The sequence below is a fragment of the Streptomyces sp. HNM0645 genome, assembly GCF_030056615.1.
Taxonomy (GTDB): Bacteria; Actinomycetota; Actinomycetes; order Streptomycetales; family Streptomycetaceae; genus Streptomyces; species Streptomyces marianii.
The window spans coordinates 119,467-138,466 of record NZ_JASHLT010000009.1 but is presented as its reverse complement, the minus strand read 5'-3'; the positions used below and the strand labels follow the sequence as shown (position 1 = coordinate 138,466).

Sequence of the window (19,000 nt, the reverse complement as noted above, 5' to 3'; positions counted from 1 at the left end):
GCACGCTCCCACGTTCAGAAAGGCCCTGACATGTCCGAACTGCTGCGCGCCCCCGCCGAGATCAAGTACGCCGAGGAACTCGACTGGCTGGAGTCGATCGACGACAGCCCCAAACCCTTCTCCTGGCGGCTCTCCCCGAGGATGGTCCGGCTCTTCGTCCTGGGGTCGGAGCGCTCCGACAATCTCGGCAGGGACATCTCCCAGAAGTGGTTCGGCGACCGCAGCTTCGTCGAACGTGCCGTCGTCACCCTGGCCTCCGACCGCGGCCTGCTGCTCATAGGCGATCCCGGCACCGGAAAGAGCTGGCTGGCCGAGCTGCTGTCCGCGGCGATCTGCCGCAACTCCACCCTGGTGGTGCAGGGCACGGCCGGCACCACCGAGGACCACGTCAAGTACTCGTGGAACGTGTCCATGGTCATCGCCAAGGGCCAGTCGCGCGAGTCGATGATCCCCTCGCCGATCATGACCGCGATGGAGACCGGTGCGATCGGCCGCTTCGAGGAGCTCACCCGCTCCACCAGCGACGTCCAGGACGCCCTGATCTCCATCCTGTCGGAGAAGTACGTCTCGGTCCCCGAGCTGGACAGCGACGGTATCGTCTTCGCCAGGCCTGGCTTCTCCGTCATCGCCACCGCCAACAGCCGGGACCGGGGCGTCAACGACCTGTCCTCGGCGCTCAAACGGCGCTTCAACTTCGTGCGCATCCCGGTGGTGACGAACAAGAAGAGCGAGGCGGAGATCGTCCGCTTCCGTACCGAGGAACTGCTGCGCCGCCACCAGATCGAACTGGACGTACCGCCGACGCTGCTGGACGTACTGTTGCAGAGCTTCGCCGACCTGCGCGCCTCCTCGGCTTCGGCCGGCAGCGACGACGAGAAGCTGGAGTCCGCGCTGTCGACGGCCGAGCAGATCGGCGTGCTCGAGGACGCGATCCTGCACAGCAACTTCTTCGGCGAGCGCGCGCTGACCGCCCACACCCTCGCCTCCTCCCTCGTCGGGTCGCTGGCCCGGCGCGAGCCCGAGGACCTGGCCATCCTCAACAAGTATCTGCACGGCGTCGTCGAGCCGCGCAGCAAGGAGGAGGGCGGCTCCTGGCCGGAGTTCCTGGAGGGCGGCCGCGACGCGATCGCCACCCTGTCATGAGCACCGCCCAGGAAGGGACGTTCACCGAGCTGCGGTCCCAACTGCAGGCAGCGGCGGCGGCCTTCGCCGACGGCCCGGACGCGCTCGAGGGCGTCCTGCTCGGCATCGTCGACGACGTGGACCGCGCGGTGCGGGAGCCCCTGGAGATCTTCCCGGTCTGCCACCACTCACCCGCCTCGGCGCTCGCGATGGCACGGCGGCTGAGGGAGAAGCAGCCGAAGGTGGTGTACCTCGAACTGTGCGAGGACATGGCCCCGCTCCTGACCGAACTGCGGAACTGCAGACTCCCGGTCGCGGTGCAGGCGTTCGCCACCGAGGTCGAGGGTTTCCCGGCCGACTGGTCGCCGCTCTCGGTGGTCGCGCCCATCACCGAGGCGTCGGCCGAGTACCAGGCGATCGCCTACGCACTGGACACTCCGGGTGTCGAACTCGTTCTCGTCGACCGCTCCTCCGACCATGTGTTCCAGTGGGACGCGCGCGGTGCCGCACGCTCCGAGCCGTCCGGTCCGGACGCGCCGGCCGAGGAGGAGGCCGCCCTGCACGGGGACGCGGTCGGCGTCGAGATCGGGGACCTCCGGCCCCGCTTCGCCGAACTGGAGGAGCATCTGCTGCGCCACGGCCGGGTCCGCCACTGGTCGGAGTGGTGGCACCAGTACGTGGAACTGCCGCTGGGGGACACCGACCACGACACCTACCGGCAGGTCATGCTGCTGATCGGCAGTCTGTTCCGCCGCCTCGCCCCGGGTGACCCCCGGCGGGTGGGCGTGGACGAGGACCGCGAGCGCTACATGTGGACCCGCATGCGCGAGCACCTGGCCGCCACCGGCACGGATCCCGCGGACTGCCTGTACGTCTGCGGCGCGTTCCACGCGGCCAGCCGTGTCGCCGAGTTCGGCGTGGACGGTGCCGGTGGCTTCGAGATCGGGCCCCGGACCGCGACCAGGTGGCAGCACGGTCTGATTCCGTCCAGCCATGCCGCGATCGAGGCGCAGTTCGGCCTCGCCGCCGGCTCGGTCTCCATCGCCTCGACGGTGTGGGCGAAGAACGTCAGGCGCACCCGCGTCGAGCCCTTCCGGCTGGTGGGACAGGCGGGCACGAAGAAGCGCGCGAAGGCGGCGAAAGCCGGCCCCGCAGCCGCCGACGCGGCGGAGCCCGCTTCCGACAGGCTCTCCGGATTTCTGCGGCGGTCACCCGTCCTGGACCGGCTCGACGAGGCCGAACTGCTCGGCTGGTCGGTCGAGATCGTGCGGGCGGCGCGTCGTAACGGCTATCTCGCCTCCACCGCCGACGCCATCGCCGTGTTCGAGACGTCGATCCTCCTCGCCGGGATGCGTGACCGCGCCAAGCCCACCCCGTACGACTTCCAGGACGCGGCCGTCACCTGCATCGAGAAGGACACCGTGCCGGGCCGGCGCGATGTGCGCCGGCTCGTGGAGATCATGATGGGCGGCGACCGGATCGGCCAGGTCGGCTACGACGCGCTGCCGCCCCTGGCGCGTGACGTGCACGACCGGCTCGCGCCGCTTGGGCTGAAGCTCCAGCAGCGCGGGGTGCAGCGGGCGTTGCTCGACATCGCCTCCCGACCGGAGCTGGAGAAGTGCTCCGACCTTCTGTGGATGCTGCGGTACCTGATGCCGCAGGGCGCGGCGCGTCCGATCATGGGGGAGCGGCGGCTCGGTGAGCGCCCCATCCAGGAGTCCTGGGACCTCGCGCTGGGCACACACCAGCGTGCGCTGATCGAGCTCGGTTACGAGGGCGTCAGTATCGAGCAGGTGCTGGAGCAGCGGCTGCGGCGCACGGCGTACGGTCCTCGGGCCACGACGGCCGTCGTCCTCGAGGCCGTCGAGGACGCGATGCTCCATCTGCGCAGCCGGCGCCTCGCCGACGAGCTGGGCACCCGTGCCCTGGAGGTGCTGGCCACCGAGCGCAGCGTCGACGGCGCCCCCGAGGTGCTGCGCCGGGTGCGCGGACTGCTGGCGTACTACCGGACAGGTGAGCCGGTGCTGCCGCCGTGGATCGAGTCCTTCGTCAAGACGGGGTACGCGCACTACTGCACTCTGCTGCCGACGGCGTTCACCGACGAGGACGCGACGGTGCGCCAGGTCGCCGCGATGCTCGGGTTCCTGTTCAGCATGGAGGGCCTGGCGCTGTCCCTGGGCTGCGACCGCACGCAACTGGAGCTGGCGGTCGCGGCGTCGCACCCCGAGGAGCCGGCGAAGGTCGCGCTGCTCTGGGCGGCGCGGACCCAGCTCGGCAGCCTGTCCCGGGCGGAGCTGCGGGCACGCTGCGACGAACTCCTCGGCAACCCCTTGGTGGTTCCGGCCTATCCGCGCTACCTCAGCGGGTTCCTCCAGGCGCTGGAGCCGGTCCCCGCCCTGGCCGACTTCGTCGTGGAGGCGGTGTCCAACGCCTTCGCCCGGCTGCCGGACGCGGTGCTGCTGCCGTGGCTGCCGACCCTCATCGGCACCCTGCGGTCCGGCGGCGCGGAGCAGGCGCCGCTGCTGATCCGCGAGGCCGGCCGGATCTTTCCCGGGCGGCTCGGGGCCCTCGACTCATGGGTGCCGCCGTGGCGTGTGGAGCCGGACCACCGGGCAGAGCCTGCCGCCCGGCCAAGGGGCGCCGGCCGCGGCGTCCCGCTGCTCGCCGCCCACCCCGCCACCTGCGACGCGGTGGCGGAGCTGCTGGGCTGCGACGGCGGGTGGGAGACGACGGACCCGGGCCCGCGCGGCGCGGTACTCGTCCATGCCCATCCCGGTACGGCGGCGGCGCTGGAGGCTCTGCTGGCCCCGCCCTGAGCCCGATGGACGCTGAGTCCGGTGCGCCCCGGCCGCAGGGGCGCCCGGGCTGCCCGCGGTCCCTTGTCGCGACCGGCTCACACGGCGCCCGTCGGGGCGCCGGACGGGACGCCCGTCCGTGAAGGGCGTCCCGTCGCGGTGTCCGCACGGGCCGGGAGCGTACGGGCCGGTCCAGGCGCTGCCGGAACCCTCTGTTCCGGTGCCGGTGGCGGAGCACACGGTGCACGGGCGTTCCCCCCGGCGGTGCCTCACGGCCATCCGTCGAACCGTGTGTGCCCGGTGGGGTGCGGATCCATCGCGCGAGGTGGTCGGACGTCCCACGCGGACGGGTGCGGCGGAGGAGTCGGCGCCAGGTCCCGACGGTTGATGCGTCCGCACCCGACCATGGGTTAGGTTAGGTGTGCCTTACCTAATCTAGTCGAGGGGTGTGGGATGGCTGCCGACGACGTCTGCGCGGGCGAGGAGGTGAGCGCGGCCGAACAGGTGCGCACGGTGCTGGCCGCCGCCGATTCGTTCACGGTGGTCACCGACGGGCACACCTGCGATCTGGTCGGCGGCGGCCTGCACAGCGTCGGCGGCCGGCTGCTGCTGAGAGTGCCGGCCGACTGCCGACTCGCCGGTGAGGTCGCCCTCGCACCACGCGGCACGCTCCCCGTCGTGCTCAAGTTCACCGACGTCGCGCCGGTCGCGGTCCGCGACCGGGTGCGATCCCGCGTCACCGTCGCCGGATGGCTGGCTCCCCAAGGTGCCCCGGGATGCGAGGAGTCCGGCACCGTCACCTTCCGGACGGTCACGGCACACGTCGCCCTGGAGACCCCCGCAGGACCGGTCACCGTCGGCCTCGACGAACTCGCCCTGGCCCGGCCGGACGTGCTCGCTCTCCACGAGGCCGCCGTGCTCACCCACCTCGTCGACGACCACGCCGATGTCGTGGCCCTGCTCACGCGGCTGGTGGATCCCCGGCTGCTCCAGGGAGTGGTCCGGGTGTGGCCGCTGGCCATGGACCGGCGGGGGATCACCCTCCGCCTCGAACACCCGCACAGCCACCGGGACGTCCTCCTTCCCTTCCCCGCGCCCGTGCGCGACCCGGGGCACGCGGGCGACCGGGTCCGGGAACTGCTGGCGGCGGCCCGCGCCCGCCGTCGCGGAAGCCGACTGCCGAGCCGGCCGTGACCGGCGTACGCCCCGAGCGGCTCCCCGCCCGCCGCACCGCGCGTCCCGCCGCGGAGCGCCCGGACCGGACCGCCGAGGATCCCTCCCCGGAGCCCGGCACCGACCTGGTCGGCGCGATCATCCGCGCCGCCCCTCGCGCGGCCGCGATCTGCACCCCGCCGGGACCCCCGAGCCGCTAGCCCGGGTACGCGAGTGCCACCCGGCCCGCAACGCCCGGCACGCGCACCTGATTCGTCGTGTGGCCCGTCCGAATGCGCCCGGTACGAGAGCGGCCCTCCGAGAGGCGGGGTCCCCGTGGGAGACGTCGCAAGCCCCGCCTCGCCGTGGACCACGCCGTAGTGCGGCCGGGAGCCTTCCCGGACGACTGCCGTGAACGGAGCCCGGGCGGACGGCCTCAGCGCGGCGAACGGGCCGCCCGGGCTGCTCGGAGAGCCTCCGTGGCCCGCCCTCACCCGTCGAGGAAGTGGAATCCCGGACGCGGGTGCATGAGGAAGTCGTGGTGCGAGATGTTCCAGGCGTACGCGCCCGCGAGCGCGAACACCAGCCGGTCCCCGGCCCGCAGACCCGGCGCCGGCACCCGGCGGGTGAGCACGTCCTTCGGCGTGCACAGCTGCCCCGCCACGGTCACCCTGTCGCCCCGGGCCGCGGGGCGCGGCCACGGGTGGGGCCAGCCGGCCACCGGCAGCACGGCACAGGGCTGGTCGTGGCCCTTCGTCGCCGGGGTGCGCAGATGGTGCGTTCCGCCGCGGACCACGGCGAAGTCCTCGCCGTGGCTGCGCTTCACGTCCAGCACCTCGGTGGCGTACCAGCCGCAGTACGCGGTCAGCGCGCGCCCCGGTTCGATGCGCAGCCGAAGGCCCGGGTGGTCCTTGGTGAGGCCGGCCAGTCCGGCCCCGTAGCCGGCCCAGTCGAACCGGGTGCCGGGATCCGCGTAGTCGACGGTCATGCCGCCCCCGACGTTCACCTCGTGGAGCGGTACGCCGTGGTGCTCGAAGAGCCGTACGGCCCATGACACCACGGACTCGGCGACGGCGAGCTGGGCCGCCGCCCCGAGCCCGCTCGCCAGATGGGCGTGTACCCCGTGCACCCGCAGCCGGGGGCAGGCCCCACCGGTGAGGAACCGCATCACGTCACCCGCCTCGGACGGGTCCAGACCGAACGGTGTCGGGCGCCCGCCCATGGACAGCGCACTCGCCCTCAACGCCCCGTCGGACAGCGGCAGATTGAAGCGCAGCAGCACCGCGACCGGTGGGGCGGACGCCGGCCGCTCGGCGGCGAGGGCTGCCAGCATCCGCAGTTCATGGGCGCTCTCGACGTGGAACCGGGCCACGCCGGCCGCCAGCGCCGCCGCCGTCTCGGCAGGCGTCTTCCCGGGACCGCCGAACGCCAGCGGACGGTCCGGTACGGCCTCGGCCGTATGGGCCAGTTCGCCGCCCGAGGACACCTCGAAGCCGTCCACGTACGGCGAGAGGGCCGTCAGGACCTCCGGTTCGGGATTGGCCTTGGCGGCGTAGTAGAGCTCGACCCGCTCCGGCAGTGCCTCCCGTACCGCCGCGGCGTGCTCCCGCAGCGCGCCGAGGTCGTAGAGATAGGCGGGGAGCTGGTCGGCCGGGAGGGAGCGGACCCGCTCGCGCACCGGCGCGGTGACGGCGGGGGAGACCGCGGCGACCGTCGGAAAGTCCGTCATCGTCCGCTCCGGATGTCGTCGGCGCGGGCCGCTCCGGACAGCACGTCCTCGGCGAGCGGGGAGGGCAGCCGCACATAACCCGCGTCACGGTCGGCCGTTCGCGCCCAGCGGGTGAGCAGATTCGCCTTGGCGGGCAGCGGCGCGCCCGACAGCAGCGCGTCGAGCCGCGGCTGCGGCCCGTGTTCGGCCGCGTGGCGGCGGAGCGTGTCCCGTACCTCGGCCCACAGCGCGGCCTCCGCGACCGGGTGCAGATCGGCGAGGGCGGCGAGCATCTCGGACACGTGGTTCACCAGGAGGCAGTAGACCACCCGGTCCCAGCCGCGTCCGGTGTCGTACGTCATGGGCCCCGCCACGTCCGCCGGCAGCGCGGCGAGCGCGGCGGAGTGCCGGTCCGCCAGGAGCTTGGTCCCCTCCAGATCGCGGAACAGCACCTGCCGGGGGCGGCCACCGTCGTCCACGCACACGAGGACGTTCTGCAGATGCGGCTCCAGGACGAGGCCGTGGTCGAAGTACGCGGCGAGCACCGGCGGCACCAGCAGCCCGAGGTACGCGCGCCACCAGGACAGCGCCGTGCGCGGGTCCGTGTCCGCCAGGAGGCGGGAGACGTGGGCGGGCCCGGTGGCGTACTCGTCGGCGACGGCCGCGGCGAGCAGCGGGGTGAGTCCGGGCCGCAGCCTCCGGTCGAGCCCTTCGCGGACGATCACGCCGAGGCCTTCCAGGAGTCCGCGGACCGGCTCTCCGTCCGGCCCGGGCAGGGCGAGGCTCCGGTACGCGGGTTCGCGCAGCATGTCGCTGCCAGGGAAGCGGGTCGCCAGTTCGGCGAGGACCGGCTCCAGCAGCCGGGTCAGCGCCACCGCGCCGGACAGTTCGTATGCCGCGTTCTTCCGGAGGCAGTTGGTGATGCGGACGTTGAGGCTGAACTTCAGGAAGCCGTTCCCGTCGAACAGGGTGCGGACGGAGGCCGTGGCGGCGAACGGCGTGGCGCCCTGGCCGAGGTCGAGCACCTCACCGCGGGCGAGGGCCGTACGCAGCCGGGGGTCGTCGCGCAGCAGTGCGTACTGCCACGGGTGCGCGGGCAGCAGCCGGTAGCCGTCCGGAGCACGTCCCAGCCGGTCCAGCGCCGCGTCGGCGCCCGGCTCCGCCGACTCCCCGGCGATCAGGTCCTCCCGTACCGCGAGCAGCCGCAGCGGGAACGAAGCGCCGGCCTCGGGCGCGTACGCCGCCCAGGCCGCGGGATCCCCGCCGCGGGCCTTGGGCGTCGGGTGGAAGCGGTGCCCGAGGGCGAGGGACTGCTCCGAGGCGAGATACCCGGCGGGCACGGCACGCGGGCCGGCGTCCCGGGCGGCCGGGCGGCGAACTGCGAGCGCGGAGGCGACGCCCCGGTGGCTGGAGGCGACCTGCTCCAGGAACTCCTCGTTGCGCACGCCCGTGCGCAGTGTCAGCTCCGCGTGGACGTGCTCGGCGAGCCTCCGCCAGCCGACGGGCGACCAGCCGCCGGAGGTCTCCTCGGTGACGGGGCCGGCGAACCGGTGGGCGCCCAGCAGCGACGTGCGGCGCAGCGCGACGCGCAGCAGCACCTCGCGGCGGGGCAGCCGCAGCAGCAGGTGCCCGTCGACGACGGCGGTCTGGTGCTCGGGTCCGCACAGTTCACGCAGGAGGCAGTTGAGGAGGGTGTGGGCGACCGCCTCGTCCGCCGAGGGCGGGGGCGCCAGCGCGGAGCGGTGCGCGGAAGGATGTGTGGAGGTCATCCCGGGTCACACTCCCCGCAGCAGGTAGTTGGGGCCGGTGGTGTAGTGCTTGTTGATGTCGGACGCTCCCGAACGTTGCTTGGCGAACAGGGTTCCCGCGGTCACCATCGCCTTCACGGGCAGCTCGGGCGCGTCCAGCACCCGTGCCCGCAGCACGGCCCCGGGCTCACCCGGTCCGGTCCCGAGCCGCTCGACCGCCTCGGCCAGCCGATCCCGGACGAGCCGCAGCAGCCGGTCCAGCGGGGCGCGTCCGTGGCGGGCGAGGCCGAAGGCGTAGGCCCCCGCGCACAGATGGACGGTGACGGTGGCGAAGAGGTCGGCGAGCGGAGCGTCGCCGTCGGTGAGAATGCGGCGGTCGTCGAAGCCCCCGGGCCCGGGCGCGTCCGCGCCGAGCGCCGCCCGCAGCCGGCCGCCGTGGATCCGCGGGCCGTCGTTGTCCTTGAGGAGCAGCCGCAGCCGGGGGCCTCGGCTGGTCCCGTCCAGCACCAGAGACACGTTCTGCTGGTGGGACTCCAGGGCGATCCCGTACCCGAAGAGCGTGGTCTGGAAGTCCAGCAGCAGCGTGAGAACGGCGTCCAGCAGGGCGAGCGGGTCGCCGCCGTGGAAGCGGTCGGCCAGATGGTCGACGACCAGCCGCCCTCCGGGTGCCCGGGCGAGCAGGGCCGCCATCGGCACGACGACGCAGCCGTCGAGCCCTGCGGGCTGGCGGCGCAGCAGTACCGCGAGCAGTTCGTGCCCGGCGTGCGCGAAACGGGTCTCGTCGGCGAGCAGGACGGAGTCCCGGAAGCGTGGTTCGCGGGCGGTCACGGCCTGGAGCAGACGCTGGACGGCGGCACCGTCGCTCAGGGTCCCGGGCTTGATGGTGCGCCGGTTGAGCCGGCCCAGCGTGGAGGTGGCGAGCGGCAGTTTCAGGTGGATCCCGGGCCGGTCGGCGAGGGCGACCGTCCGCATGGACAGGGTGGGCACGACGTCCAGTTGGGCCCGCGGTGCGGTAACCGCCCGGTCACCGAGCCCGGCGGCGCGCACCGCGTCGCCGAGCGGGCCGGCTGCCGTGAGCGGATGCACGGGCAGCGCGACATGACTGCCGTCGAGGCCGGACAGCCCGAGGGCCGAGGGCGCCGGGCCGGGGAGCGGGCCCACGGCGGTCACGGCCTCGCGCGGCACGGCGAGCCAGCGCAGCGCGAACCGGGGGTGGAACTCCGGCGCGTACGCCCGCAGCGCCGCGCCGGCCAGGCCGGACCTGCCGCGAGCGGTGGGATACACGGGGTGGTCGAGCCGGGCGGCGAGGGTGTCCAGGGCGAGGCCCCCCGACAGCCCGGTCCAGTCGGCCGGATCGGCTCCGTGGCGCTCCGCGAGCGTCCGTAGCACCTCCTCCTCCGTGACCTCGTGGAGCCGTACGGTGTCGAGGGTCTGGCGGCACTCCTCGGCGAACGCCTCGAAGCCGCCCCGGTCCACCGGCGCGGCGAGGGAACGGAGTTCGGCCAGGACCGTGTCGGTGTCCGTCAGCCCGGCGCCGTCGGACTCCCGGTGGAGCAGCGGTTCCCTGGCCGCCCACACGCACTGGAAGCCGTCCTCGCGCACAGGGAGCAGGAGTGCGTCGGGTCCGGGGGTCTCCAGTCGCAGCCAGGTCCCGTCCGCGCGCTCGACGGGGCGGCCGCGGCTGCGCAGCCCCGCGACGTCCTCACGCAGCAGGGCGCTCAGCACCCGCAGCAGCAACTCGCCTCCGGCAGCGGCCGGTCCGGCCGCCCGGGCCCGGGCGGCGGCGCCCGCCGGGGGGACCGTCAAGGCGTGATCTCCCAGCTCTGCGCGGCCAGGAACGCGGTCACGGCGCGGTCCACGGCCGACCGGTCGGTTCCGGTGGCCCGCACCACGCCGAGGAAGTCCCGGTTGGTGCCGTACACCGGGTGGCGTTCGCCGAGGCCGCGCAGCGGCCGGTACGTCAGTTTCACTCCGTCCGCCTCCACTTCGGTCGCCCCGGGGGCCGACGTCAGCGTCCCGGCACGGTCGGCGCACGGGTAGTCGAGCCTGGCCGCCCCGTCGGTCCGCGCGCCCAGCACCGGCGGGAGCGGCTCACCGAGATGCGTGCGCAGGACGTGCTCGAAGAGCGGTATGTCCAGCAGCCCGGCGAGCAGCAGATCGCACTGGTCCCCGATGGCACGGTAGTTGACCTCGATGATCCGCGCGCGGCCTTCGTGCACCGTGAACTCCGTGTGGCAGGCGCCGAACCCGACGCCGAGCGCGTCGAGTTGGGCGAGCACCTGGGCCTCGATGTCCCTCGGGTGCCGGGGGACGTAGGTGAGCCGCTCCTCGACGAAGTACGGGGGAGGGGACAGCTCGGTGCGGAACCCGCCCAGCACATGGCGTACCCGCCCGTCGCCGAGGGTCTCCAGGGTGAACAACTCGCCGGGCAGGTACTCCTCGACCACCAGCGCGGCCCCCGGCCGCCGCGCGCGGATCTCCTCGCAGCGCCGCAGCAGCTCCGGCGCGTCCCCGGCCATGACGACGTCCTCGCTCGCCACGCCCTCACGCGGCTTGACGACGCACGGGTACGGGACGCCGGCGGCGACGGCCGCGGGGTCCTGCCCGGCGGTCAGTTCCACGGACCGCACGGTGTCGGCGCCCGAGGCGGCCAGCCGGCGGCGCATCTCGGCCTTGTCCTTCGTGCGCAGCGTCGCCCGCCAGTCCTTCGCGGCCAGCCCGAAGTAGTCGGCGGCGAGCGCGGCCTGGGTCTGCAGATGGTCGCTGTTGGTGAACACCGCCTCGGGGGTGCCGTGGGCGGACACGCGGGAGACCACGGCCCGGAAGTCGTGCACGTCGCACTCCAGAACCTCGACGTCCGGGTGCACGGCGCGGTGTGCGGCGGGCCGGTCGGTGAGCAGTGTGACGTCCAGGCCGAGCCGACGGGCGGCCGGGAGGAATCCCTCGGTGACCGAGTCGGTCGGGTTCAGGGCAAGCAGGTACAACCGCATGAGGGGACCACTCCGCGCTCGGATCCGGCGATCCGAAGTTCCGGATCACGGGACGAGAGACTAGGTTAGGCACACCTAAGTCTGTCAATTCGCGTCGACACGGCCCCGGTTGGCGCACGAGATCACTTCTGTGGTTAAGGTGAGGCTCGCCTTACCTCATTCGTGTCAGCCGTCGTGTCGAGGAGCGTCCGTGACCCTGGCTCCGGTGTACCCTCATGCCTCCGTCGTGAGCTGCTCCACCCTGGCCGGTTCGGTGTTCCGCAGGCTGACGGTGCTCTGTCCCGCACTCGAGGCGGACGTCGCGGAGGCCGGTTCGCGGACCCCGCAGGGCTGGGCCGACGGCGCCGAGCTGGCCGCCCGCCCCGAGTTCCTGGACGCCCTGGTCACCGCCGAGACCCTGCGGACGGAGCGCGACCACGGCCGCACCCCGCGTCCCGACGTCGCGGCCTCCCGTGCGCTGCACGACTACCTCTGGTCCGTCGGTCTGCTGATGAGCGGCCCCTGGTGCCTTGAGCGCCGCGTCCCGCGGATCCGGCCCGAGGGCGTCCGCGTCAGCCTCACCACCGGGGCGTTCTCCGTCGTGCCTGGCGGCTTCGCGTGCCTTCCCGGCGATCCGGCCGCCGGGCTGCCGGGCGTGAGGGTGCTGCCGCACGAGGAGGCCCTGCGCGCGGAGCTGCGCGCCGGTTTCGCCGACCACGTGCGTCCGCTGCTGACCGCGATCGCCCCGCGGGTGCGCCGCGGGCCCCGTGCCCTGTGGGGCATGGCGGGCGACGACCTGGTGTCCGGCGTCTGGTACCTCGGCCGGATGCTGGGGGAGGAGGAGCGCGGTGTGCGGGCCGCGGCCGAACTGCTGCCGGAGCCCGTCCCCCCGTTCCCCGGCGGTGCCGACTTCCGCCGGCTCGCCGGCCGCGAGGGCCGGTCGTACCCGACCCGCACCCGCGCGGGCTGCTGCCTCCACTACACCGTCCGCCCGGCCGAGGCGTGCGGCACCTGCCCCCGTACGAGTGACGCCGAGCGGCTGCGCAGGCTGGAGGGTGACCGCCCCTGCTGACGGGGGTCCCGCCCGGGAGGTGTCCACGACACGCTTCTGATGGGTGAGTTATGTGGCGACTTATCCTATTCGCCACATAATTTGAGCTCATGACGAAACGACAGTTCATGTACCTCGGCTGTGTCGCTCTGATGGTGACCTCGGGGCTGGGCGTGGCGGCACCGGCAGGCGCCCGCACCACCTACGACGTGGTCCCCGGCGAGTCGATCCAGCTCGCGGTCGACCGGGCGCGCCCCGGCGACACCATCGACATCGCCCCCGGCGTCTACCGGGAGAGCGTCATCATCAGGAAGTCCGACCTGACGCTGCGCGGCGCGGGCGAGCGGACCGTCCTCATGCCCTCCACGGCCAAGCCGACGCACATCTGCGGGGTGGGCGGCAACGGCATCTGCGTCATCGGGACCGACGCCAGGCCCGCCACGAACGTCCGGGTCCACTCGCTGACGGTGTCGCGGTTCAAGAAGAACGGCATCTGGGCCTCGCGCACCAACAAGCTGAGCATCCGCGGCGTCACCGCGATGGGGAACGGCAACTGGGGCATCGCCCAGGAGCGCTCCCTGCGGTCCGAGATCCGCGGCAACGCAGCCCGTGACAACGCGGAGTCGGGCATCTTCGTGTCGAACACCATCGACACCGAGGCCGGCGCCGTCAACACCCGCCGCACCGTGGTCATGGACAACCTGCTGGCCGGGAACCGCATCGGCATCACCGTCCGGCGCCTGCGGAACCTGTACGTGAACAACAACGTCGTCACCGGCAACTGCGCGGGCATGTTCGTCGTGGGCGACGAGGGTGTCCCCCGGACGGGCGACCTGACCGTGCGCGGCAACCGCGTGCACCACAACAACAAGTCCTGCGCCAAGACCGCACGGCTCCCGAGGATCCAGGGCGCCGGCATCGTCCTCACCGGCGTCGAGGGCGCCACCGTCGCGTCGAACGCCGTCTGGAGCAACGTCGGCACCTCCCCGTTCTCCGGCGGGATCGTGCTCTTCAAGAGCATCGTGGGCGCCCCCAACAGCGGCAACGTCATCAAGGACAACATGCTGGTGGCCAACCGTCCGGCGGACCTCGCCAACCGGGACACCGGCACCGGCAACACCTTCTCCGGCAACTACTGCCGCCTGTCCGAGAAGGCGGGGAAGTGCGCATGACGACCGGCACGACCGGCGCGGCCGCGGACACCGCGGGTTCCACCGTCCGCACCGCCACCCCGCCGTCCATGCGGCTGAGGGAGCTCGTCTTCGGCGCCGCCCTGGCCGGCTCCGTACGGGCCGCCGCCCGGCTCGGCGTCGCGGACGCGCTGGGCGAGACACCGGCCACCGCCGAGGACCTGGCGGCGGCCGTCGAGGCCGACCCCCGGGCACTGCGGCGGATGCTGCGCGCGCTGACCTGCTACGGCATCTTCACCGAACACGCGGACGGCACGTTCGCCCACACCGAGATGTCACGGCTGCTGCGGGAGGACGACCCGCACAGCCTGAAGTACATCTCCCTGTGGTGCACCGAACCGTGGACCTGGGACGCCTGGCCCCGCCTCGACGAGGCGGTACGGACGGGCCGGAGCGTCTTCGAGGGCCTGTACGGCAAGGGCTTCTTCGACCACCTCCACGAGGACGCGCACGAGTCCGCGCACGTCTTCAACCAGGCCATGACCACCTCCAGCATGCAGTCCGCGCTCGACGTGGCGGAACTGCTCGACCTGACGGGAGCGGCCACCGTCGCGGACATCGGCGGTGGCCAGGGCCACGTCCTGGCGAGTCTGCTGGAGAAGAACCCCGGCCTCAGGGGCACGCTGCTGGACCTGCCGCGCGTCGTGGCCAACGCCGATCCCCGGCTGCGGGACGGCGGGGCCCTCGCCGACCGGGTCACCATCGTCCCCGGCGACTGCCGGGAAGCCATCCCGGTCGAGGCCGACGTCTACATCATCAAGAACATCCTGGAATGGGACGACGACAGCACCCGCAGAACCCTCCGCAACGTCGTCTCGGCCGCTCGTCCGGGGGCCAGGGTGGTGGTCATCGAGAACCTCGTCGACGACACCCCGTCGATGAAGTTCACCACGTCGATGGACCTGCTGCTGCTCCTCAACGTGGGTGGTGCGAAGCACACCCGCCAGAGCATGACCGCCAGGATGGCGGACGCCGGTCTCGTCGTCGGCGACGTCCGTCCGGTCAACGCGTACCTCCACGCGTTCGACAGCGTCACCCCCGGCGGCTGACCGCCGGGCTCCCTCCCCCTCGCCGGCTCCGCGTCCGCACGCGGAGCCGGCGACTCGTCGTGGTCATCCCTTCGCCGCTCGCTCCCAGCGGTAGAACTCGTGGGCCATGGCGTCCTTCGGGCTGCGCCAGGTCTCCGGGTCGTACGCGCTGACGTACGCGGAGAGCTTGTCGCTGATGTCACGGAACTCGGGATGGCCCGCCACCTTGGCCACCGCCGGCCCCGGCGGCCGGTCGGCTTCGATCAGATGGAGGTAGACATCGCCGAACTGGAAGAGGCTGCGCCGGGTCACCCCGACCAGGTCGGGCAGTTCGCCCCGGTCGGAGGCCTCGAACACCTTGGCGATGTCATGGGCCGAGTCCGGTGCCATACGGGCGACGATGAGGGCGTGGTGCATCGAGGGGGATCCCTTCGCTGGACGGTCAGTCGGAGTGGACCGAGACCGGCGTGCCGCGGTCCCGGGCGCGCTGCTCGATCTTCTCCTTGATGAGGGCCATCTGGACCTTGGAGTTCTTGTTGATGTTGTCGGTCATCCAGTCGTCGTCGACCGGGGCGTCCGGCTTCATCGCGAAGTCCTGGGTCCAGTGCATGAGGACGCCGTCGGGAGTCCGGGCGTACTTCCAGTGGATGTCCATGTGCTGGAAGGGGCCCGTCTCGACCCGGCGGGCGCGGACGGTCCTCGCACCCGGGTCGACGACGCGCTCCGACACCCAGCTCCACACCGTGCCGTTCTCGTCCGGGTGCATGGTCAGCCGGAACTTCGTCCGGTTGCCCTCGCGCTCCAGGATCTCGACGGAGGCGTACTCGCTGAACAGCTGGGGCCAGTTCTCGATGTCGTTGGTGACGTCCCAGACGAGGTCCATGGGAGCGTTGATGACGATCTTGTTCTCGGTGTGCCCGGACACTTCAGGCTCCTGCCATGAGGGAGTTGTTGACGAGGTCGAGGAATTCGCGCGGGGTCTTGCAGCGGTCCGCGTCCTGGGGGAGCGCACGGCCGTAGCGGTTCTCGAGCTCCCCGACGATGCCGAGGAGACCGAGGGAGTCGAGGCCGTACTCGTCGAACCGCGCCTCGGGGCGGCCGCCCATCTCCGCGGGGTCGACGGTGATGCCGGCGCCCTTCTTCATCAGAGCGGCCAGCTCTTCGATGGTCAGCTTGGAGATCTGCATGGTCATGAGGTCCTCCTTCTCACGGTTCTTCACCGGGTGTTGGCGCCGTGCCGCAGCACGAGCGCCGCGTTCGAGCCCATGAGCCCTCGGCTCAGCACCAGGGCGGTGCGCAGCTCGGCAGGACGGGGCCTGCCGGTGACCACCTCGAGCTCGTGGCACACGTCGAAGACGTTGGGCGTGGGCGGGACGACACCGTCCTGCAGAGCGAGCACGGCGGCAGCCGTGTCCAGCACGGGCGCTCCGCAGTACGCCCGGCCCGTACCGGCCTTGGGGGCGGTCACCGGCACCCGCCGGCCGTGGGTCCCCAGCGCGTCGGCGAGCGCCAGGGCCTCGGCACGGTCCGCGTCCGGGATGCCGAGCGCGTCCGCGAAGACGACGTCGATCTCCTCGGGCGCGCACCTGGCCTCCGCCAGGGCTCCCCGGATCGCCTGGGCCAGCCCCTCGCGCGACTCCTCCCACCGGGAGGCTCCGGTGAACGTCGCCGCGTGACCGGCGACGACGGCGCGGACCGCGGCGCCCCGCCGGCGGGCTGCCGACTCCTCCTCGACGACGAGCATGGCCCCGCCCTCCGCGGGCACGAACCCGCTCGCGGCCGAGGTGAAGGGCCGGTAGGCCCGTTCCGGGTCCTCGTTCGTGCTGAGTTCCCGGTATCCGAGCTGGCAGACCAGCGAGTACGGCGCGAGCGGCGCCTCCGCCGCCCCGATGACGACCGCGTCCGTGCCCCGGCCGATGGCCCGGGCCGCGTGCGCGAGGGCGTCGAGACCGCCCGCCTCGTCACTGGCCACCACACCGCAGGGGCCCTTGAACCCGCCGCGGATGGAGATCTGACCGGTGCTCGCCGCGTAGAACCAGGCGATGGACTGGTACGGGCCCACATAGCGCGAACCCTGTCCCCACAGCCGCTGCAGCTCCCGCTGGCCGAACTCGCCGCCGCCTGAGCCGGCCGCGGTGACCACGCCCACGGCGAACGGGGAGTCGCTGTAGTCGCCCGACGTTATCCTCGCGTCGGCCAGCGCCATGTCGGCGGCGGCCATCGCGAAGTGCGTGAACCGGTCGGTCTGGACGAGGTAGCGCTCCTCGACCAGGGATTCGGGGTCGAAGCCGCGGACCTCTCCCGCGACCCGGACCGGCATGTGGTCGCAGCCTTCACGTGTGATGTGGTCGAGGACGCTGATGCCCTCCCGTGTGGACTTCCAGAAGGCATCGGCACCGACCCCGTTGGGGGCGACGACACCGATTCCGGTGACGACCGGTCGCCGGTCCTGCCGAGGACTCATGGTGTCCTCCCTCCTGGCCGGGTCAGGACCACGGCGGACTGGAACCCGCCGAATCCGCTGCCGACCGAGAGCACGTTGCGCAGCTTGAGGGCGCGCGCCGTGCGCGGCACATAGTCGAGATCGCACTCGGGGTCGGGGGTCTCGTAGTTCGCCGTCGGCGGCACCACCTGGTTGGCCAGTGCCAGCACGCATGCGACGACCTCGATCGCCCCGATCGCCCCGAGCGAGTGACCCACCATGGACTTGATGGAACTCATCGGGACCTTGTACGCGTGGGAACCGAGCGACTGCTTCACCGCGGCCGTCTCGTGCCGGTCGTTCTGCTGCGTACCGGAGCCGTGCGCGTTGACGTAGTCGATGTCCGACCCGTCGATCCGGGCGTGGTCCAGGGCGCTGTCGATGGCACGCGCCATCTCCAGGCCCTCACGGGTGAGACCCGTCATGTGGTACGCGTTGCCGAACGTGGCGTAGCCGCCGATCTCGCAGTACACCGTGGCACCGCGGGCACGCGCGTGTTCGAGTTCCTCCAGGACGAGCACGGCTCCGCCCTCGCCCATGACGAACCCGTCACGGCGTGCGTCGAAGGGGCGGGAGGCGTGGGCCGGATCGTCGTTGTTGGGTGACGTGGCCTTGATCGCGTCGAAGCACGCCACGGTGATGGGGGAGATGGGCGAGTCCGACGCGCCGGCCACGCACACGTCGACCCTGCCCTCCTCTATCGCGTGGAAGGCGTACCCGATCGCGTCCAGGCCGGAGGTGCAGCCCGTGGACACGGTCTGGACCGGACCGTGGGCGCCCGTCTGCTCGGCGACCTCGGAGGCGAGGGCGCTGGGCGAGAACGCCCGGTGCAGATGCGGCTCCGCCTCGCTCGGATCCACGTCCCAGCGCCGGCCGGAACTGCTGACTTTGACGTAGTCGTGCTCCAGCCGGGTGGTGCCGCCCACGGCGGTGCCGAGCGACACCCCGATCCGCCAGGGGTCCTCCTTCTCCGGGTCGAGACCGGCGTCCCGGAGCGCCTCCCGGGCGGCGACCATCGCGAACTGGACGTACCTGTCCGCGCGTTGCACCTCCTCCGGCCCCAGACCGTGCTCCTTCGGGTCGAAGTCGCACTCGGCGGCGATCCGCGAGCGGAAGCCGGTCGGGTCGAAGAGGGTGATGCCGCGCGTCGCCGTACGGCCGTTGGCCAGGAGGTCCCAGAACGCCGGTATCCCGACACCCCCCGGCGCGACTATGCCGACACCGGTGACCGCCACGCGCCGGGTCATGAAGCCGTCCCGGTGCGTTCCGGCGGCCGGTGGGCCGCCGCGGCCTCCGCCACCGGTGTCTCCTCGGTGTCGACGTGCCCCAGCTCCGGCCGCGGGGCCAGCGGCCCGAGGTGGAAGACCATCCGGGCCTGGGTGCTGCCGACGTTGCGGAACCGGTGCCGCACGTAGGGCGGGATGAACAGCCCCTGGTCCGGCCGGATCGACAGCGTCTCGTCGTCGAGGTCGACTTCCATCTCGCCGCACACGACGTACACGAACTCCTCGGAGTACGGGTGGTAGTGCTCGCCGATGCGGTCGCCGGGCTCGACGGTCGCCAGGCCCATGAAGCCGCTCGTGGCGCCCACCGCCGTGGGCGTGAGCATGGCGCGCAGATCGCCTCCGCGTTTGGTGTTGTGCTGGGTCTCGCTGAGGTCGACGATGCGATGGGGTGTGGTCATGACGGGTTCCTCCACGTGGCCGCGCGATGGGGCGCCGGCGGTCGGGGTGTGCGGGTGCCTGGGCGGCCGAC

The 19,000-nt window shown here is 72.6% G+C and carries 17 protein-coding genes; 7 read left to right on the top strand and 10 right to left on the bottom strand.

Features of this window, described 5'->3' with window-relative positions; genetic code table 11:
* Nucleotides 1-30: 30 nt before the first annotated feature.
* The 4 genes from QMZ92_RS08150 (at nt 31) to QMZ92_RS08135 (ending at nt 5,290) form a co-directional block, all read left to right on the top strand.
* Nucleotides 31-1,143 carry an ATP-binding protein gene (locus QMZ92_RS08150; protein ID WP_283296553.1) on the top strand — a complete coding sequence of 371 codons (1,113 nt, stop codon included), beginning with the start codon at nt 31-33 and terminating at the stop codon, nt 1,141-1,143.
* On the top strand, nt 1,140-3,938 hold the full coding sequence (locus tag QMZ92_RS08145; protein WP_283296552.1) for a DUF5682 family protein: 2,799 nt from the start codon (nt 1,140-1,142) through the stop codon (nt 3,936-3,938). Before QMZ92_RS08150 ends, QMZ92_RS08145 begins: the two co-directional genes overlap by 4 nt.
* A 432-nt stretch (nt 3,939-4,370) precedes the next feature.
* Nucleotides 4,371-5,111 (top strand): DUF2470 domain-containing protein, encoded by a 741-nt coding sequence (locus tag QMZ92_RS08140; RefSeq protein WP_283296551.1) that lies wholly within the window; start codon nt 4,371-4,373, stop codon nt 5,109-5,111.
* Nucleotides 5,108-5,290, top strand: a complete 183-nt coding sequence (locus QMZ92_RS08135; protein ID WP_283296550.1) for a hypothetical protein — start codon at nt 5,108-5,110, stop codon at nt 5,288-5,290. The genes QMZ92_RS08140 and QMZ92_RS08135 overlap by 4 nt, the downstream gene beginning before the upstream one ends.
* Nucleotides 5,291-5,559: 269 nt before the next feature.
* Here QMZ92_RS08135 and QMZ92_RS08130 read toward each other — a convergent pair whose 3' ends face one another.
* The 4 genes from QMZ92_RS08130 to QMZ92_RS08115 are packed head-to-tail and all read right to left on the bottom strand — an operon-like array spanning nt 5,560 to nt 11,515.
* Nucleotides 5,560-6,798 (bottom strand): type III PLP-dependent enzyme, encoded by a 1,239-nt coding sequence (locus QMZ92_RS08130; protein WP_283296549.1) that lies wholly within the window; start codon nt 6,796-6,798, stop codon nt 5,560-5,562.
* Nucleotides 6,795-8,546: an IucA/IucC family protein gene (locus QMZ92_RS08125; protein ID WP_283296548.1), complete on the bottom strand. Its 1,752-nt coding sequence runs from the start codon at nt 8,544-8,546 to the stop codon at nt 6,795-6,797. Before QMZ92_RS08125 ends, QMZ92_RS08130 begins: the two co-directional genes overlap by 4 nt.
* 6 nt (nt 8,547-8,552) lie before the next feature.
* Nucleotides 8,553-10,331 (bottom strand): IucA/IucC family protein, encoded by a 1,779-nt coding sequence (locus QMZ92_RS08120; protein WP_283296547.1) that lies wholly within the window; start codon nt 10,329-10,331, stop codon nt 8,553-8,555.
* A complete protein-coding gene (locus tag QMZ92_RS08115; protein ID WP_283296546.1) occupies nt 10,328-11,515 on the bottom strand; it encodes an ATP-grasp domain-containing protein in 1,188 nt (395 codons plus the stop codon). Before QMZ92_RS08115 ends, QMZ92_RS08120 begins: the two co-directional genes overlap by 4 nt.
* A gap of 190 nt (nt 11,516-11,705) precedes the next feature.
* On the opposite strand from QMZ92_RS08115, the gene QMZ92_RS08110 reads away from it, so the two are divergent.
* From QMZ92_RS08110 to QMZ92_RS08100, 3 genes are all read left to right on the top strand, one after another.
* A complete protein-coding gene (locus tag QMZ92_RS08110) occupies nt 11,706-12,566 on the top strand; it encodes a (2Fe-2S)-binding protein (RefSeq protein ID WP_283296545.1) in 861 nt (286 codons plus the stop codon).
* Between the two features lie 89 nt (nt 12,567-12,655).
* A complete protein-coding gene (locus QMZ92_RS08105) occupies nt 12,656-13,717 on the top strand; it encodes a right-handed parallel beta-helix repeat-containing protein (protein ID WP_283296544.1) in 1,062 nt (353 codons plus the stop codon).
* On the top strand, nt 13,714-14,784 hold the full coding sequence (locus QMZ92_RS08100) for a methyltransferase (RefSeq protein ID WP_283296543.1): 1,071 nt from the start codon (nt 13,714-13,716) through the stop codon (nt 14,782-14,784). Before QMZ92_RS08105 ends, QMZ92_RS08100 begins: the two co-directional genes overlap by 4 nt.
* 63 nt (nt 14,785-14,847) lie before the next feature.
* Here QMZ92_RS08100 and QMZ92_RS08095 read toward each other — a convergent pair whose 3' ends face one another.
* Genes QMZ92_RS08095 through QMZ92_RS08070 form a run of 6 tightly spaced genes read right to left on the bottom strand, consistent with a single transcriptional unit; the run spans nt 14,848 to nt 18,929 of the window.
* Nucleotides 14,848-15,180, bottom strand: a complete 333-nt coding sequence (locus QMZ92_RS08095; protein ID WP_093652938.1) for a TcmI family type II polyketide cyclase — start codon at nt 15,178-15,180, stop codon at nt 14,848-14,850.
* 25 nt (nt 15,181-15,205) lie between these two features.
* The gene (locus tag QMZ92_RS08090) at nt 15,206-15,688 is read right to left on the bottom strand and encodes an SRPBCC family protein (protein ID WP_283296542.1); all 483 of its coding nucleotides are present in this window, start codon (nt 15,686-15,688) and stop codon (nt 15,206-15,208) included.
* A gap of 1 nt (nt 15,689) precedes the next feature.
* Nucleotides 15,690-15,956: an acyl carrier protein gene (locus QMZ92_RS08085; protein WP_093652936.1), complete on the bottom strand. Its 267-nt coding sequence runs from the start codon at nt 15,954-15,956 to the stop codon at nt 15,690-15,692.
* Between the two features lie 23 nt (nt 15,957-15,979).
* A complete protein-coding gene (locus QMZ92_RS08080; RefSeq protein ID WP_283296541.1) occupies nt 15,980-17,227 on the bottom strand; it encodes a beta-ketoacyl synthase N-terminal-like domain-containing protein in 1,248 nt (415 codons plus the stop codon).
* Complete coding sequence (locus QMZ92_RS08075; protein ID WP_283296540.1) at nt 17,224-18,492, bottom strand: beta-ketoacyl-[acyl-carrier-protein] synthase family protein; 1,269 nt, start codon at nt 18,490-18,492, stop codon at nt 17,224-17,226. The genes QMZ92_RS08080 and QMZ92_RS08075 overlap by 4 nt, the downstream gene beginning before the upstream one ends.
* Nucleotides 18,489-18,929, bottom strand: coding sequence for a cupin domain-containing protein (locus QMZ92_RS08070; RefSeq protein WP_283296539.1), 441 nt, complete (start codon nt 18,927-18,929; stop codon nt 18,489-18,491). The genes QMZ92_RS08075 and QMZ92_RS08070 overlap by 4 nt, the downstream gene beginning before the upstream one ends.
* Nucleotides 18,930-19,000 lie beyond the last annotated feature (71 nt).